Genomic DNA, 15814 nt, shown 5'->3' on the forward strand with positions numbered 1-15814 from the left:
TGCGGTCGACTGGGCATCGATCAGATGGCCTCGTTGGATTCGTCCTCGAAGGCGGTGAACAGCGGCTCTTCATCGACGATTTCGGCTTCGGCAATTACGTCGTAGTCGATCAGGCCGGCGGCAATTTCGCGCAGCGCGACGACGGTAGGCTTGTCGTTCTCCCAACCGACCTTGGGCTCTTTGCCACCAGGTTGCCAGTTGGCGCGAACGCTTGGTCGCGAGCATGACCAGCTCGAAGCGGTTATCGACGTGGTCAAGGCAGTCTTCAACGGTCACGCGAGCCATGGTGTTCCTCGTAGCGAATACAGTGAGCAGCGCCCAAAGTGGGCGAGCGGACTCGATAGTCTAGAAAAAACCCCGCCATTAATGGAAGGGGCTGCCGCTCGGTGGCGGGGCGCCACCGCCTTACAGCAGTTCGCTCAGCAACGCGCCATGGCGTTGGGCCTGAAGTTTGTGCTGCAGCCGGTTGGCACGGAAGATCGCCTTTCAGGTCTTCCAGCGCGGTGGCGAAATCATCGTTGATCACCAGGTAATCGTATTCGACGTGGTGCTGCATTTCAGTGACCGCTTCGCGCATGCGGCCCTCGATGATTTCGTCGCTGTCCTGGCCGCGGTTGGTCAGGCGCTGGCGCAGCGCTTGCTGGCTGGGAGGCAGGATGAAGATCGAGCGCGTGCCGGGGATCAGCCGCCGCACCTGCCTCGCCGCCCTGCCAGTCGATTTCCAGAATCAGGTCGATGCCGCTTTGCAAGGTTTGCTCCAGCGTGCTCCGGGAAGGTGCCGTACAGGTTGCCGAACACCTCGGCGTGCTCGAGGAAATCGCCTTTTTCTACCAGGCCGAGGAACGCCTCGCGGCTGACGAAGTGGTAGTTCACGCCGTCGGTTTCACCTGGGCGCATGGCGCGGGTGGTGCGCGAGACCGAGACGCGAATGTCGTGCTGAGCGTCGATCAGGGCCTTGACCAGGCTGGTCTCGCCGGCGCCGGAAGGCGCAGAGACGATGTAGAGGGTTCCGGTACTGTGGGTCATGGCTGGGCCTTATTCAATGTTCTGCACTTGTTCACGCATCTGCTCGATCAGCACCTTGAGGTTGACCGCCGCCTGCGTGCTACGTGGGTCGAACGCCTTGGAGCCCAGGGTGTTCGCCTCGCGGTTGAGTTCCTGCATCAGGAAGTCCAGGCGCCGGCCAGCAGCGCCGCCGGCCTTGAGCACTCGGCGTACTTCCTGAATGTGAGCGCCGAGGCGGTCGAGCTCCTCGGCGACGTCGCTTTTCTGAGCCAGCAGCACCAGCTCCTGTTCCAGGCGTTGTGGGTCGAGCTCGGCCTTGAGCTCAGTGAAGCGGTCGAGAATCTTCTGCCGCTGCAGGGCCAGCATCTGAGGGACCAGCGCGCGCAGCGCGGCGACCTCCGCCTGCATGGCATCCAGGCGCTCGCCGATCAGCCGGGCGAGTTCCTGGCCCTCGCGCTCACGGCCTGCCTTCAACTCGGCAAGCACCTGGGAGAACAACGCAGAGGCCTCCTCGCTGAGTGCCTGCATGTCGGCACCCTCGGTTTGCAGCACGCCTGGCCAGCCCAGTACCTCCAGAGGGTTGATCGGAGCAGGCCGCGTGATCAGCGCCGATACCGCCTCGGCAGCAGCGATCAGCTGCGCAGCGCGCGCGGTATCTACCCTGGGCGCGGCACGGCTGGTTTCCTCGGCCAGGCGCAGGGTGCACTCGACCTTGCCGCGCGAAAGCTGCTGGCGCAAGGCGTCACGTACCGGGCCTTCGAGCTCGCGAAAGGTGTCGGGCAGGCGCAAATGGGGTTCGAGATAGCGGCTGATTCACCGAGCGCACTTCCCAGCTGAGGGTGCCGTGGGCGCTTGCGCGTTCGGCCCGCGCGAAGGCGGTCATGCTGTGGATCATGGCGCGGTTCTCCAGCAAGGGCAGGGCCGCGAATCATTCACGGCGGGTGGGTGCGAGGCGGTGAAGTGTAGCCTAATGGTGCATGCCTTCCCAAACCGCGGCATCACAGGGTGTGACCCAGGCGCCATGGGCTCTATACTGTGGGCCCGTTTTCAGCCAGCTACAGGTATCCAGATGAAACGTCCAAGCGGTCGCGCCGCCGATCAACTCCGCCCGATCCGCATCACCCGCCACTACACCAAGCACGCCGAAGGGTCGGTGCTGGTCGAGTTCGGCGACACCAAGGTGGTGTGTACCGTCAGCGTCGAGAGCGGGGTGCCGCGCTTTCTCAAGGGCCAGGGGCAAGGCTGGCTGACCGCCGAATACGGCATGCTGCCGCGCGCCACCGGCGAGCGTAACCAGCGTGAGGCCAGCAAAGGCAAGCAGGGCGGCCGCACCCTGGAAATCCAGCGCCTGATCGGCCGTTCGCTGCGCGCTGCGCTCGACATGTCGAAACTGGGCGACATCACGCTGTACGTCGATTGCGATGTCATCCAGGCCGATGGCGGCACTCGTACTGCTTCCATCACTGGCGCCATGGTGGCATTGGTCGATGCGCTCAAGGTGGTGAAGAAGCAGGGAGGCCTCAAGCATGGCGACCCGCTCAAGCAGATGATCGGTGCAGTGTCGGTAGGTATCTATCAGGGCGAGCCGGTGCTGGACCTGGACTACCTGGAAGACTCGGCTGCTGAAACCGACCTCAACGTGGTAATGACCAGCGAAGGGGGCTTCATCGAAGTGCAGGGCACCGCTGAAGGCGCGCCATTCCAGCCGGCTGAGCTCAACGCCATGCTGGCGCTGGCCCAGAAAGGCGTTACGGAGCTGTTCGCCGTGCAGAAGGCTGCACTGGAGGAATAAGCTACAAGCTACAAGCTACAAGCTGCAAGCTTTGAGCTTGTAGCTTGGGGCTCAGATCGTCAGCGTCCAGTCGTAATCGACGATGAACGGCGCATGCTGGCTGAAGCGAGGTTGGCGCGGCAACCGGGCGTTGCGTACGAAGCGGCGCAGGCCAGGGGTTAGCAGCTGGTAGTCGAAGCGCCAGCCCAGGTTGAGCATCTCGGCCTGTTCGCTGTCTGGCCACCAGCTGTATTGGTCGCCTTCGCGGCTGACTTCGCGCAGCGCATCGACATAACCCATGGTGCCGACGATTTCGTCCATCCAGGCACGTTCTGGTGCCAGGAAGCCGGGCGACTGCTGGCTGTCGCGCCAGTTCTTCACATCAAGCTTCTGCTGCGCCACGTAAAGCGAGCCGCAATACGATATATTCGCGGCGTTTGCGCCGCTGTTTATCCATATAGCGCGCGAAGTCGTCCATCAACTTGAATTTCTGGTTCAGGTCTTCATCGCCACCGCGCCCGGATGGGAACAACAGTGTGGCGATACTGACCTTGTCGAAATCAGCTTGCAGGTAACGCCCGAAGCGGTCGCAGGTTTCGAACCCGAGCCCGTTGATGATCGCCTTTGGCTGCAACCTGGAGTACAGCGCGACGCCACCTTGTGCAGGCACTTCGGCGTCGGCGGCATACAGGAAGTAGCCGTCCAGTTGGTAGGCTGAATCATCCAGTTCGAAGGCGGAAGCGCGGGTATCCTGCAAGCAGATGACGTCGGCATTCTGGGCCTGCAGCCAACTGAGCAAACCGCGCTCGACCGCTGCCTGAATCCCATTAACGTTCACACTGATGATCCGCATAAATGGCCTCGTAAATCTCGTGCGTGTATGATACCCGAGGTCAACTTAATTAGCTAAATCCGTAGTATTCGGGGCTTTTACATGCACGCCTACCAGCGCGAATTCATTCGTTTTGCCATCGAACGCGGTGTTCTGCGTTTCGGTGAGTTCACTCTGAAGTCTGGCCGCACCAGCCCATACTTCTTCAATGCCGGCTTGTTCAATACCGGTAGCGCGCTGGCGCAACTGGGCAAGTATTACGCTGCGGCGGTGGTCGAGAGCGGCCTGGCATTCGATGTGTTGTTTGGCCCTGCCTACAAGGGTATTCCACTGGCCTCGGCCACCGCAGTCGCATTGGCCGAGCAGCACCAGCGCGACGTGCCCTGGTGCTTCAACCGCAAGGAAGCCAAGGAGCACGGCGAGGGCGGCAGCCTGGTAGGCGCGCCACTTACCGGCAATGTGTTGATCATCGATGATGTGATCACCGCCGGCACGGCGATCCGTGAAGTCATGCAGATCATCACTGCGCAGCAGGCCAAGGCCGCCGGTGTATTGATTGCACTGAATCGCCAGGAGCGCGGCAAGGCCGAGCTGTCGGCGATCCAGGAGGTCGAGCGCGACTTCGGGATTCCGGTGGTCAGCATCGTGTCGCTCGATCAGGTACTCGAATATCTGGCCGACGACGCCCAGCTCAAGCAGCATCTGCCGGCGGTCGAAGCCTATCGCGCGCAGTACGGCATCTGATGCGCCGTTGGCTGTTCGCCGCTTTCCTGGCACTGCCGGGCTGGTCGGTCGCTGCGCCCGGTGACGCACCGGGAACGCGGCTTTACCGCTACATCGACAGCCGAGGCATCACGGTGCTCGATACGCAAGGTGTGCCGCCTGAGTACGTGTCCAAAGGCTACCAGGTGCTCAATGCGCAAGGTCGGGTGATCCAGACCGTTCCCCCTGCACCCACTGCTTCGGAGCTGCAGGCCCGCCAGGCTGCACAGGCAAAGGCCCAGGCCGACAGCGAGTTGCTGGAGCGGTATCCGTCGCTCGAAGATATGGACAAGGAAAAAACCCGGCGCCTGGCGGACCTGGATAATCAGGCAAGCCTTGCCAGGAACCGCCTGTCGTTGCTTCAACAGCAGCAAGGCTCGCTGCAAAGCCAGGCGGCGGCGATGGAACGCGGTAGCCAGGCCGTGCCCCCGGCGTTATCAGGCCAGATCGACAGCATACGGCGCCAGCAAGCCGAGATCGGCCAGCAATTGGTCGGGCTCGAGCAGCAAAAGGGGAGTGTTGCGGCGAGCTATGAGCAGCAACGGGCCAGGTTGGAAGCGTTGCTCGGGTAATCAGTAGGGCGTCGCGCGGCGAGCTGCTCTCCCACCGCTCAAGCAGTAGTACTGATCTGCAGTGGGAGGCCGGCTTGCCGGGCGATGCTTCGGGTTCAGCCCCGCTTGCGGTTGCTGATCAGCGTACCTACGCCGCTGTCGGTGAAGATCTCCAGCAGCACAGCGTTGGGCACGCGGCCATCGATGATGTGCGAGCTGTTGACCCCGCCCTGCACCGCTTCCAGCGCACAGCGGATCTTCGGCAGCATGCCGCCGTAGATGGTGCCGTCAGCGATCAGGCCATCGACCTGCTCGGTGGTAAGCCCGGTCAACACCTTGCCGTCCTTGTCCATCAGGCCTGCGATGTTGGTCAGCAGCAGCAGCTTCTCAGCCTGCAGAGCTTCCGCTACCTTGCCTGCTACCAGGTCAGCGTTGATGTTGTACGACTCACCGTTGGCTCCCACACCGATCGGTGCGATCACCGGAATGAAGTCGCCCTTGACCAGCATGTTCAGCAGGTCGGTATTCACACTGGCGACTTCACCCACATGGCCGATGTCGATGATTTCCGGTTTGGTCATTTCCGGCGTCTGGCGGGTTACCGTCAGTTTGCGCGCGCGGATCAATTCGGCGTCCTTGCCGGTCAGGCCAATGGCGCTGCCGCCATGGCGGTTGATCAGATTGACGATGCTTTTGTTGACCTGGCCGCCGAGCACCATCTCCACGACATCCATGGTCTTGGCGTCGGTGACGCGCATTCCATCGACGAAGTGGCTCTCGATTTCCAGGCGTTTGAGCAAGTCGCCGATCTGTGGGCCGCCACCGTGCACCACCACCGGGTTGATACCTACGGCCTTCATCAACACCACATCACGTGCGAAGCCTGTTTTCAGCTCTTCGCTCTCCATGGCGTTACCACCGTACTTGATTACCAGTGTCTTGCCGACGAAGCGTCGAACGTAAGGCAACGCTTCGGACAGTACTTTGGCAACATTGGCGGCGGCATCGCGATCGAGGGTCATGCAGTGCTCCTGGTGAGGGAAAGGTCAGAACGGAATTTTGATGTCGGGCTGCACAGCCTTGAGTTGTTCACGGAATACGGACTTGATCCGCTCGATCTCAACTTCGTCGTCGGCTTCGAAGCGCAGCACCAGCACTGGGGTGGTATTCGATGCACGAACCAGGCCCCAGCCTTTGGGGTAGTCGACCCGCACACCGTCGATGGTGGTCAGGTTCGCCTCGCCCCATTGGGCGTCTTTTTGTAACGCGGCAATGATGGCGAATTTACCTTCTTCGGTCACATTAATGTTGATTTCCGGGGTGGAAACATCATTCGGGAAGGTATCGAACACCGCTTCGGCGCTTTCTTTCTTCTGGCTGAGGATTTCCAGCAAGCGTGCGGCGGCATAGATGCCGTCGTCGAAACCGAACCAGCGCTCCTTGAAGAAGATGTGACCGCTCATTTCGCCAGCGAGCAAAGCACCGCTTTCGCGAATTTTTTTCTTGATAAGCGAGTGGCCGGTTTTCCACATCACCGGGCGGCCACCCCAGCCGCTGATCAGCGGGCTCAGGCGGCGGCTGCATTTGACGTCGAAGATCACGTCCGCGCCCGGGTTGCGCGAGAGCACGTCCTGCGCCAGCAGCATCAGGAAGCGATCAGGGAACACCACGTTGCCTTTGTTGGTGATAACGCCAACACGGTCGGCGTCGCCATCGAAGGCCAGGCCCAGGTCAGCGCCAGTTTCGTTGACCTTGGCGATCAGGTCTTCGAGGTTTTCAAGCTTGCCCGGGTCGGGGTGGTGGTTCGGGAAGTTGCCGTCCACTTCGCTGAACAGCGGAATCACTTCGCAGCCCAGTGCTTCGATCAACTGGGGCGCGATCACGCCGCCTACGCCGTTGCCGCAGTCCACGACTACCTTGAGCTTGCGCGCCAGGGCAATGTCCTTGCGGATGTAGGCTTCGTATTGCGACAGGATGTCGACCTTCTCGACGCTGCCCTGGCCGCTGGCCAGGTCGTTGTCGCGAATACGGTGGTACAGCTTCTGGATCTGCTCGTTGGCGAGTGTGTCGCCGGCGATGATGATCTTGAAGCCGTTGTAGTTCGACGGGTTGTGGCTGCCGGTGAGCATCACGCCCGACTTGCCCTTGAGCACGTTGGCGGCGAAGTACAGTGCACCGGTTGGCACCAGGCCTACGTCGCTTACGTGGCAGCCGGCATCGGCCAGGCCCTGGATCAGTTGCGCGACCAGCTCTGGCCCGGACAGGCGGCCATCGCGGCCCACCGCCACGTTGGGCTCACCCTCGGAAATGCTCTGCGAGCCGATGGCCCGGCCGATCCAGTACGCGGTTTCGGCAGTCAGCGTATCGCCAACGATGCCGCGGATGTCATAGGCGCGGAAATGCTGGCCGGCAGTGTAGGGGCGGCGTTTGCAATGCTGTTCATAGCGGGAGGGTGCTCCATTCGCAGGGGGTCCTGATCGTCGAGAATATCGACGTCGAGAATTTCAGAGTCCTTGAGCGACGGGGTTATCCAGCTGGGAGCCGGTGCGCCCTGGGCATCGCTGCCCGTGTCGCGGGTGCTGCCCGCTTTGGCGGCGGGGCTGCCCTGGTGTTCACGAACGGAGAAGCGAGCGAGGCTCGCGGCCAGGCCGTTCAGCTCTGCCAGGCGCAGACTGAACGCTTTGACGGCTTTACCGCCGGATAGTTCTCGGATGAGTTGAGCCAATTGTCGGGCATCTTCGCGCATCAGCCCGCGCAGCTTGCCCACCGCCAGCGAGGCGCCCAGCCAGAAGGCGCAGAGTGCCACCAGGGCCGCCACGGCCATCAACACCCAGCTCAGCCAGGGCAGTGGTGCATCGAATGCGTTCCCGGCAGTGAAGCGTGCGCTCCAGTTTGCATTGCCCAGTTCATATTGGCTGACCGGGCCATCTGCAGCGTCGCCTCGCTGCAGCAGCGTCACCGGTGCTGCATCGGCGAAGCGTTGCTGCACCTGGAACTGCCCGGCATCGGCTGCCAAGGGCGGCAAGGCGCGGGCCAGGCGCTGCATGTCGAACACCAGCAGCAGGCTGCCGACGACTCGCTCACTGCTGCGCACCGGCGCGGCGCCATAAACGAGCCAGCGCTGGCCCACTTGCCGCGCTTCCAGCGGTTGCGGGCCGCTTTCGGCGCGGCGCATCAGGTCGAGCGTCGCATAGGTGACGGGCGCTGCGCGGGTATCATCGGGCACGCCCTGGCCGCTGGGCGTGAGGATGGCGTCGATTACGCCGTCGCGAAAGCGCAGGGCGGTTTCAGCGTTTCGCAGGCGGGCGCTGTCGCCGCTTTGCAGTACCGCCGCCAGTGCCGGGTCGGCGGCCGCAGCCTGGGTGTCCGCGACCAATTGAGCCAGCGCCTGGCGTACGCTGCTGGCCTGCGCATTGCCGAAACTCTGTGCCAGTTGCCAGCGCCATGCTTGCTGCGATGGGCCTGGAAGGCCCACCCACACCAGTACCGCAGCGATCAACACGCCCAGTACGGCGGTGATCAGGGCCGGGCGCATGAGCGACGCCAGGCTGTCGGCAGGCTCGACGCCGGCCGATGGGGCTTGCTTTACGGCTTTACGTGCGATGCCTTTCACAGAGCGCCTCCGCGAGGATCTACCTGAAAAAAACGCGACTCAATGAGTGCCGGTATGGCCGAACCCGCCGCTGCCGCGCTGGCTTTCGTCGAATGCTTCCACCAGCTCGAAGCGTGCCTGCACCACCGGCACCAGCACCAGCTGCGCGATGCGCTCGCCTACAGGGATGGTGAAAGCGCTCTGCCCACGGTTCCAGCAAGAGACCATCAGCTCGCCCTGGTAATCCGAGTCGATCAGCCCTACCAGGTTACCCAGCACGATACCGTGCTCGTGGCCCAGCCCCGAGCGCGGCAACACCAGCGCGGCCAGGCTCGGGTCGGCAATGTAGATGGAGAGGCCGGTGGGGATCAGCAGGGTCTGGCCGGGTTCCAGGGTTGTGCTCTGCTGGAGCATGGCGCGCAGGTCGAGGCCGGCGGAGCCGGTCGTGGCGTAGGCGGGCAGCGGGAATTCGCTGCCCAGGCGTGGGTCGAGGATCTTGGCTTGCAGTGCGTGCATGTTCTGAAGAGGCCTGGGAGGTTCGTTCGGCGATCAGCGCCACCAGCTGGCGGGCGATCTTGCCCTTGCTGGTCTGCGCCAACACATGGGTGTGCAGGGCACGGTCTATGACGCTGCAGGCGTTTTCTTCGCTGTTGAAGCCGATGCTCGGATTGGCGACGTCATTGGCCACGATCAGGTCGAGGTTCTTGTCCTTGAGCTTTCGCGCCGCGTAGTCGAGCAGGTGTTCGGTCTCGGCTGCGAAGCCGACGCTGAACGGGCGGTCCGTGCGCCCGGCGATGGTCGCCAGGATGTCCGGATTGCGCACCATCTGCAGGAGCATGCCGTCACCGGTGGTGGGGTCTTTCTTGAGCTTGTGCGGCGCTACCACTTCGGGGCGATAGTCGGCCACGGCTGCGGAGGCGATGAAAACGTCGCAGGGCATTGCCGCTTCACAGGCCGCGAGCATGTCGCGGGCGCTGACTACATCGATACGCTGCACACGATCCGGGGTGGGAAGGTGGACGGGGCCGGTGACCAACGTCACCCGCGCGCCAGCTTCTGCCGCAGCCTCGGCGAGGGCAAAGCCCATCTTGCCGGAGCTGTGGTTGGTGATGTAGCGCACCGGGTCGATGTTTTCCTGAGTCGGGCCGGCGGTGATCAGCACGTGCTTGCCGGTGAGTGCCAGGTGCTGGAAGCAGTCGGCTGCGCACAGCGCAAGCTCGGTGGGTTCGAGCATCCGGCCCAGGCCCACGTCGCCGCACGCCTGGCTGCCGGCTGCGGGGCCGAATACCTTCATGCCACGCCCTGCCAGCCTTTCGAGGTTCTCCTGTGTGGCCTGGTCGCGCCACATGGCCTGGTTCATGGCCGGAGCCAGTGCCACCGTTGCGTCGGTGGCCAGCACCAGGGTGGTCAGCAGGTCGTTGGCCAGGCCCTGTGCCAGGCGTGCGATCAGGTCGGCAGTGGCCGGGGCGATCAGCACCAGGTCTGCCCAGCGGGCCAGCTCGATATGGCCCATGGCGGCTTCGGCCGCCGGGTCGAGCAGGTCCAGGTGTACGGGGTGGCCGGACAGCGCTTGCAGAGTGAGCGGCGTGATGAACTCGCTGCCGCCGCGGGTCATCACCACGCGCACTTCGGCGCCGTGCTCCAGAAGGCGCCGTACCAGCTCTGCGCTCTTGTAGGCGGCAATGCCGCCGCCAACGCCGAGTACGATGCGTTTTCGATACAGCCGCTGCATAGGCCTGCCTTGGTTTTGGAGGAGAGGCACGCGGCGCCGGGCGCCGCGTAAAAACCGGGCTAAGATACCACAGCGCCGTTGACGGAACAGCGGCCAGCCCAGTGAGCAAGGAGCGACCAATGAGCATACGTGACTGGCCCGCGCAGGAGCGGCCAAGGGAAAAACTGCTGGCCCAGGGTGCGGCGAGCCTTTCGGACGCCGAGCTGCTGGCGATCTTCCTGCGCACAGGCCTGCCGGGGCGCAGCGCGGTAGACCTTGCGCGTGACGTGCTGCTGCACTTCGGCGGCTTGCGTAGGCTGCTCGAAGCCGACATCACAAGCTTTTGCGCCATGCCTGGACTGGGCAGCGCCAAGTACGCGCAGTTGCAGGCCGTGCTGGAAATGGCCAGGCGGCATCTGGCGACTACCTTGTCACGCAGCGGCGCGCTGGAAAGCCCCGGCGCGGTGCGGGACTACCTCAAGGCCACATTGCGCCATGAGCCCCATGAAATCTTCGCCTGCCTGTTCCTGGATGCACGGCATCGGGTGCTTGCCTACGAGGCGTTGTTCCACGGCTCTATAGACAGCGCCAGTGTCTATCCTCGGCAGGTCGTGAAGCGCGCACTCGCTCACAATGCGGCCGCCTTGATTCTGTGCCACAACCATCCTTCGGGCGTCGCCGAGCCCAGCCAGGCCGATGTCACCCTCACGCACCGCATTCGCGATGCGCTGGGGCTGGTCGATGTGCGTGTGCTCGATCACTTCATCGTTGGCGACGGCGAGCCTCTGTCGATGCTCGCCAAGGGGCTCATGTAGCGAGCCGGGTCACTCAGCCTGCACCGGCGCGAAATACTGCCGGCCGAACGGGCTGGGCACGTAACCCTCCACGTTCTTGCGCTCCAGCACTGTCACGGTCGGGTGCGCCAAGGGCACCCAGAGGGCCTGGTCGGCGATCAGCGCCTGAGCCTTCTGGTACAGCGCCGAGCGCTTGGCCTGGTCGGTGCCGGCCTTGCCCTGGCTGATCAGCTTGTCCAGCTCCGGGTTGCAGTAGCGGGCGAAGTTGGTCCCGGACTGCACGGCCGCACAGCTGAACTGCGGGCTGAGGAAGTTATCCGGGTCGCCGTTGTCACCTGACCAACCCATGAACAGCAAGTCGTGCTCGCCGGCCTTGCCACGGCGAATCAACTCGCCCCACTCCAGTACGCGGATTTCGGCTTTGATACCGATTTTGGCCAGGTCCGCCTGCAGCATCTGGGCACCCAGGCCCGGGTTGGGGTTGAGCAGGCTGCCGGTAGGGCGCGTCCAGATCGTGGTGTTGAAACCGTCCTTGAGGCCGGCCTTGGCGAGCAGGGCGCGGGCCTTGTCGGGCGCGTAGTCGTAATGCGTGGCGCTCTTGGCGTAGCTCCAGGTGGTAGGCGGGTAGATACCGTCAGCGGTGTCGGCGGTACCTTCGAATACGGCCTTGAGATAGCTGGCCTTGTCGAATGCCAGGTTGATGGCCTGGCGTACCTCGGGCTTGTCCAGCGGCGGGTGCTGAGTATTCAACGCTACGAAAGCCGTCATGAAGGCCGGCGTCTTGACCGCCTTCAGGTTGCTGTCCTCGCCGGCAGCGACGATGTCCTGCGGCTTGGGCGACAGCGCAATCTGGCATTCACCCGCCTTGAGCCGTTGCAGCCGCACGGTGGGGTCTGTGGTGATGGCGAAAATCAGCGGGTCCGACGCGGGCTTGCCGGCGAAGTAGTCGGGGTTGGCCTTGTAGCGAATCACTGCATCTTTCCGATACCGGCCGAACACGAATGGGCCGGTGCCGATGGGTTGGGTGTTGAGCTTCTCTGGCGTGCCGGCCTTGAGCAGCTGTGCCTGGTACTCGGCCGAGTAGATAGATGCGAAGCCCATGCTCAACGTCGCCAGGAAAGTGGCATCCGGATGGTCGAGGGTGAAGCGCACGGTCATAGGGTCTGGCGCGTCTATCTTCTTGATCAGCGCGGGCAACTGCATCGACTGCGCATGCGGGTACCCGCTCTGGGCGACCTTGTGCCACGGGTTGGCAGGGTCGAGCATACGCTGGAAGCTCTGCAGCACGTCGCTGGCGTTCAACGCTCGCGTAGGCTTGAAGTACGCGGTGGTGTGGAATTTCACGCCCGGGTGCAGCTTGAAGGTGTATTCCAGGCCATCGGCTGAAACCACCCAGCTGTCGGCCAGGCTCGGCACCACCTTGCCGGCCTGGGCATCGAACTCCACCAGGCGGTTCATCAGCACGTCGGCCGAAGCGTTGGTGGTCGTCAGGGAGTTGTACTGCACCACATCGAAGCCTTCAGGGCTTGCCTCGGTGCATACGCTCAGGGGCTTTGCCTGGGCGGCAAAGGGGAGAATGAACGAGGCCAGCAGCAGCGGCTTGATCGCGAGACGCATGGGTCGGTTCCTTGGCAATGAGATGAACGGCCATCTGCCGGTGCAGTCTGGAAAAGGCTCTACCCTAGAACCGGTGGCGCCGGGCTGTCACGAAAACTTTATGTGCAAGCCACGACGAGCGGTCATCTTTACGCAGCGCCCATGGGCATGGACCGCGCGAGCCTTGAGTAAGTTTTCGATGATAGGCGCAGTTGTTGTACGCCTTGCTTTCTGATATAAAGCAGCGCTCTTTTCCGGGGTCATGGCGTTCGCACAGGTGGCGGACCCTCTTAAGAGCCCCGGATTACGGCGCCTTGGCGCCAATGACTAGAGATTAAGCGGCCAACCCATGCCGGGTTGGGCATGTGGTTTAGAGGGCTGAGGCATGTCGAGAGTCTGTCAAGTTACCGGTAAGGGTCCGGTAACCGGGAACAACATTTCCCACGCAAACAACAAAACCCGTCGTCGTTTCCTGCCGAACCTGCAGCATCACCGCTTCTGGGTCGAGTCCGAGAAGCGTTTCGTGCGTCTGCGCGTTTCCGCAAAAGGCATGCGCATCATCGACAAGCGCGGCATCGAAGCCGTTCTGGTTGACCTGCGTCGCGCTGGTCAGAAGGTTTAAGGGAGAGAATCATGCGTGAATTGATCCGTTTGGTGTCGAGCGCTGGTACTGGCCACTTCTACACCACCGACAAGAACAAGCGTACTACCCCCGACAAGATCGAAATCAAGAAGTACGATCCGGTCGTTCGTAAGCACGTGATCTACAAGGAAGCCAAGATCAAGTAATGGTCTTGCTCTCCAAGAAAAAACCGCTCTCAGGAGCGGTTTTTTCGTTTCTGGCAGGGCCTCAGGCGAAAACGAACCCCAGGATCCTGCCTTCATCATCAGCCTGCACGTGAATGCGCTGCGGGTCGAATTCCATGGTGCTGATCTCATTGGGGCCAACCACGCGCATCCGGCCAGTCAAAGCGGTAACGGTCGCTTTGGTGTGCGTTGTATAGACAGTACCCACCAGGTGAGCCAGCGTTGTGCGAACAGCGTCGTTGTTCATGTGAACCTCCTTGTGCATGAATGCCCCGCCGCCATGGGCCAGGCGAGGCCGAATGCTCAAGGCTGCGGCCAGCTCGCGAGGAAGACTTATTGCTCGTGAGCCTCGAACAGCACGTACACCTTGCGGCAGGCTTCCAGCACTTCCCAGCTGCCACGAAACCCCGCCGGGATCACGAAGCGGTCACCCGCCCGTACCGTGCGCGCATTGCCGTCGATATCGCGGATCACCGATACGCCATGGGTAATCTCGCAGTATTCATGCTCGGTGTAATTGACCAGCCATTTGCCGCATTCGCCTTCCCATACGCCGGCATGAAATTGCGCACATGGGCTGGAATAGTGGTTGCAGACCGCCTGCGTGGGCTGCCCGGAAAGCACTTTCTCCGGTGTCGGGCTGTAGCGCTCGGCGGGCGTCGTAGCACTGGCGAAATCGACGATGGCATCGATGTGCATGGTCAAGGCTCCGTGGGTGTTTAATAAAAAATACGGTTTTGCAAGAATCTAAGCGAGCTGTCAAAAATATTCAAAATCATCATGGCCGTCCACGAGGGCGATCGTCTAAGCTGTGTCAGCCTCTTTTATTCGCCGCTGGCCCATCAGGCGGGCGGCGCCCTCATCACAGGAGACCTCCAATGACCACCTTGACTCGTTCTGACTGGGAACAGCGCGCCCTGACCCTGAAGATCGAAGGCCGCGCCTTCATCGACGGCCAGTACACCGACGCGGCTGACAAGGCTGTGTTCGATTGCCTGAGCCCAATCGATGGCCGGCTCCTGGCCAAGGTGGCCAGCTGTGACCTGGCCGATGCCAACCTTGCGGTCGAAAATGCCCGCAAGGTTTTCGATTCGGGCGTGTGGTCGCGCCAGGCCCCGGCCAAGCGCAAGGCTACGCTGATTCGTTTCGCTGCGCTGGTCCGCGAACATGCCGAGGAACTGGCGCTGCTCGAAACCCTGGACATGGGCAAGCCGATCAGTGACTCGCTGAACATCGACGTCGCAGGCTCGGCCAATGCCCTGGCCTGGAGCGGCGAGGCGATCGACAAGCTCTATGATGAAGTTGCGGCGACACCCCATGACCAACTGGGCCTGGTGACGCGCGAGCCAGTAGGTGTGGTGGCGGCCATTGTGCCGTGGAACTTCCCGCTGATGATGGCTAGCTGGAAGCTGGGGCCTGCGCTGGCGACCGGCAACTCGGTGGTGCTCAAACCTTCCGAAAAGTCCCCGCTCACCGCACTGCGTATCGCGCAATTGGCGGTCGAGGCCGGCCTTCCCAAAGGCGTGCTCAATGTGCTGCCCGGCTACGGCCATACCGTAGGCAAGGCGCTGGCGCTGCACATGGACGTCGACACCGTCGTATTCACCGGCTCCAGCAAGATCGCCAAGCAGTTGATGGTGTACGCAGGTGAATCGAACATGAAGCGCGTATGGCTGGAGGCGGGCGGCAAGAGCCCCAACATCGTCTTCGCCGACGCACCTGATCTGCAAGCTGCCGCCGAAGCTGCCGCCAGTGCCATTGCCTTCAACCAGGGCGAGGTGTGCACTGCAGGTTCGCGCCTGCTGGTGGAGCGCTCGCTCAAGGCGCGCTTCTTGCCGATGGTGGTCGAAGCGCTCAAGGCGTGGAAGCCGGGCAACCCGCTGGACCCAGCCACCACTGTTGGCGCTCTGGTCGACGGCCAGCAGATGAACACTGTGCTGGGCTACATCGACGCCGGGCACAGTGAAGGTGCCAAGCTGGTGGTCGGCGGCAAGCGGATCATGGAAGAGACAGGCGGTACCTATGTCGAGCCAACCATCTTCGATGGCGTTACCAATGCCATGCGCATCGCCAAGGAAGAGATCTTTGGCCCAGTGCTGTCGGTGCTCGAGTTCGACACCGCCGAAGAGGCCGTCGCCATCGCCAACGACACGCCTTACGGCCTGGCAGCAGCCGTGTGGAGTTCGGATATCTCCAAAGCCCACCTTACCGCCAAGGCGCTGCGCGCTGGCAGCGTCTGGGTGAACCAGTATGACGGTGGCGACATGACGGCCCCGTTCGGTGGCTTCAAGCAGTCTGGCAATGGCCGCGACAAGTCGCTGCATGCCTTCGACAAGTACACCGAGCTCAAGGCCACCTGGATCAAGCTCTGAATCACACGCAACGCGCGGCCC

General features: G+C 62.6%; 12 protein-coding genes and 6 pseudogenes. 7 read left to right on the plus strand and 11 right to left on the minus strand.

The window, feature by feature from the left end; translation table 11 throughout:
• Positions 1 to 20: 20 nt before the first annotated feature.
• From rpoZ to LN139_RS22145, 3 pseudogenes are all read right to left on the minus strand, one after another.
• A pseudogene (gene rpoZ, locus LN139_RS22135) lies at positions 21 to 285 on the minus strand (DNA-directed RNA polymerase subunit omega).
• Between the two features lie 120 nt (positions 286 to 405).
• Positions 406 to 1026: pseudogene (gene gmk / locus LN139_RS22140) on the minus strand (guanylate kinase).
• Positions 1027 to 1035: 9 nt separating this feature from the next.
• Positions 1036 to 1900 (minus strand): annotated as a pseudogene (locus LN139_RS22145) (YicC/YloC family endoribonuclease).
• A gap of 174 nt (positions 1901 to 2074) precedes the next feature.
• Between LN139_RS22145 and rph the strand changes: the two are divergent.
• The gene (rph, locus tag LN139_RS22150) at positions 2075 to 2797 is read left to right on the plus strand and encodes a ribonuclease PH (RefSeq protein ID WP_236357009.1); all 723 of its coding nucleotides are present in this window, start codon (positions 2075 to 2077) and stop codon (positions 2795 to 2797) included.
• Between the two features lie 51 nt (positions 2798 to 2848).
• On the opposite strand, the pseudogene LN139_RS22155 reads toward rph, so the two are convergent.
• A pseudogene (locus LN139_RS22155) lies at positions 2849 to 3629 on the minus strand (exodeoxyribonuclease III).
• An 81-nt stretch (positions 3630 to 3710) separates the two neighbouring features.
• Between LN139_RS22155 and pyrE the strand changes: the two are divergent.
• Positions 3711 to 4352 (plus strand): orotate phosphoribosyltransferase, encoded by a 642-nt coding sequence (pyrE, locus tag LN139_RS22160; protein ID WP_236357011.1) that lies wholly within the window; start codon positions 3711 to 3713, stop codon positions 4350 to 4352.
• Entirely contained in the window at positions 4352 to 4942 is a 591-nt protein-coding gene (locus LN139_RS22165; RefSeq protein ID WP_236357013.1) for a DUF4124 domain-containing protein, read from the plus strand. The genes pyrE and LN139_RS22165 overlap by 1 nt, the downstream gene beginning before the upstream one ends.
• A gap of 95 nt (positions 4943 to 5037) precedes the next feature.
• Here the strand turns inward: LN139_RS22165 and argB are convergent, their stop codons facing one another.
• From argB to coaBC, 4 genes and pseudogenes are all read right to left on the minus strand, one after another.
• On the minus strand, positions 5038 to 5943 hold the full coding sequence (gene argB / locus LN139_RS22170; protein WP_236357015.1) for an acetylglutamate kinase: 906 nt from the start codon (positions 5941 to 5943) through the stop codon (positions 5038 to 5040).
• Positions 5944 to 5967: 24 nt separating this feature from the next.
• Positions 5968 to 7364: pseudogene (locus tag LN139_RS22175) on the minus strand (phosphomannomutase/phosphoglucomutase).
• 1209 nt (positions 7365 to 8573) lie between these two features.
• Positions 8574 to 9029, minus strand: a complete 456-nt coding sequence (gene dut / locus LN139_RS22180) for a dUTP diphosphatase (RefSeq protein WP_236357017.1) — start codon at positions 9027 to 9029, stop codon at positions 8574 to 8576.
• A gap of 13 nt (positions 9030 to 9042) precedes the next feature.
• Positions 9043 to 10245, minus strand: a pseudogene (coaBC, locus tag LN139_RS22185) (bifunctional phosphopantothenoylcysteine decarboxylase/phosphopantothenate--cysteine ligase CoaBC); the annotation flags it as partial.
• Positions 10246 to 10364: 119 nt separating this feature from the next.
• On the opposite strand from coaBC, the gene radC reads away from it, so the two are divergent.
• The gene (radC, locus tag LN139_RS22190; protein WP_236357019.1) at positions 10365 to 11039 is read left to right on the plus strand and encodes a RadC family protein; all 675 of its coding nucleotides are present in this window, start codon (positions 10365 to 10367) and stop codon (positions 11037 to 11039) included.
• Between the two features lie 9 nt (positions 11040 to 11048).
• Here the strand turns inward: radC and LN139_RS22195 are convergent, their stop codons facing one another.
• Positions 11049 to 12635 (minus strand): ABC transporter substrate-binding protein, encoded by a 1587-nt coding sequence (locus tag LN139_RS22195; protein WP_236357021.1) that lies wholly within the window; start codon positions 12633 to 12635, stop codon positions 11049 to 11051.
• 364 nt (positions 12636 to 12999) lie between these two features.
• Between LN139_RS22195 and rpmB the strand changes: the two genes are divergently transcribed.
• Together rpmB and rpmG are read left to right on the plus strand one after the other, a co-directional pair.
• Positions 13000 to 13236, plus strand: a complete 237-nt coding sequence (rpmB, locus tag LN139_RS22200; RefSeq protein ID WP_097084339.1) for a 50S ribosomal protein L28 — start codon at positions 13000 to 13002, stop codon at positions 13234 to 13236.
• An 11-nt stretch (positions 13237 to 13247) separates the two neighbouring features.
• Positions 13248 to 13403, plus strand: coding sequence for a 50S ribosomal protein L33 (gene rpmG, locus LN139_RS22205; protein ID WP_012703270.1), 156 nt, complete (start codon positions 13248 to 13250; stop codon positions 13401 to 13403).
• A 61-nt stretch (positions 13404 to 13464) separates the two neighbouring features.
• Here the strand turns inward: rpmG and LN139_RS22210 are convergent, their stop codons facing one another.
• Together LN139_RS22210 and LN139_RS22215 are read right to left on the minus strand one after the other, a co-directional pair.
• Positions 13465 to 13668, minus strand: a complete 204-nt coding sequence (locus LN139_RS22210) for an I78 family peptidase inhibitor (RefSeq protein WP_236357023.1) — start codon at positions 13666 to 13668, stop codon at positions 13465 to 13467.
• Between the two features lie 86 nt (positions 13669 to 13754).
• Positions 13755 to 14120, minus strand: a complete 366-nt coding sequence (locus LN139_RS22215; protein WP_236357025.1) for a cupin domain-containing protein — start codon at positions 14118 to 14120, stop codon at positions 13755 to 13757.
• Positions 14121 to 14299: 179 nt separating this feature from the next.
• Between LN139_RS22215 and LN139_RS22220 the strand changes: the two genes are divergently transcribed.
• Positions 14300 to 15793 carry an aldehyde dehydrogenase gene (locus LN139_RS22220; RefSeq protein ID WP_236357027.1) on the plus strand — a complete coding sequence of 498 codons (1494 nt, stop codon included), beginning with the start codon at positions 14300 to 14302 and terminating at the stop codon, positions 15791 to 15793.
• The last annotated feature ends 21 nt before the right edge of the window (positions 15794 to 15814 follow it).

The organism is Pseudomonas sp. KNUC1026 (assembly GCF_021650705.1).
Classification (GTDB): Bacteria; Pseudomonadota; Gammaproteobacteria; order Pseudomonadales; family Pseudomonadaceae; genus Aquipseudomonas.

Coding starts and splice junctions, on each gene's coding strand:
- rph (WP_236357009.1), top strand. CDS start 2,075: ATGAAACGTCCAAGCGGTCGCGCCGCCGATCAACTCCGCCCGATCCGC.
- pyrE (WP_236357011.1), top strand. CDS start 3,711: ATGCACGCCTACCAGCGCGAATTCATTCGTTTTGCCATCGAACGCGGT.
- LN139_RS22165 (WP_236357013.1), top strand. CDS start 4,352: ATGCGCCGTTGGCTGTTCGCCGCTTTCCTGGCACTGCCGGGCTGGTCG.
- argB (WP_236357015.1), bottom strand. CDS start 5,943: ATGACCCTCGATCGCGATGCCGCCGCCAATGTTGCCAAAGTACTGTCC.
- dut (WP_236357017.1), bottom strand. CDS start 9,029: ATGCACGCACTGCAAGCCAAGATCCTCGACCCACGCCTGGGCAGCGAA.
- radC (WP_236357019.1), top strand. CDS start 10,365: ATGAGCATACGTGACTGGCCCGCGCAGGAGCGGCCAAGGGAAAAACTG.
- LN139_RS22195 (WP_236357021.1), bottom strand. CDS start 12,635: ATGCGTCTCGCGATCAAGCCGCTGCTGCTGGCCTCGTTCATTCTCCCC.
- rpmB (WP_097084339.1), top strand. CDS start 13,000: ATGTCGAGAGTCTGTCAAGTTACCGGTAAGGGTCCGGTAACCGGGAAC.
- rpmG (WP_012703270.1), top strand. CDS start 13,248: ATGCGTGAATTGATCCGTTTGGTGTCGAGCGCTGGTACTGGCCACTTC.
- LN139_RS22210 (WP_236357023.1), bottom strand. CDS start 13,668: ATGAACAACGACGCTGTTCGCACAACGCTGGCTCACCTGGTGGGTACT.
- LN139_RS22215 (WP_236357025.1), bottom strand. CDS start 14,120: ATGCACATCGATGCCATCGTCGATTTCGCCAGTGCTACGACGCCCGCC.
- LN139_RS22220 (WP_236357027.1), top strand. CDS start 14,300: ATGACCACCTTGACTCGTTCTGACTGGGAACAGCGCGCCCTGACCCTG.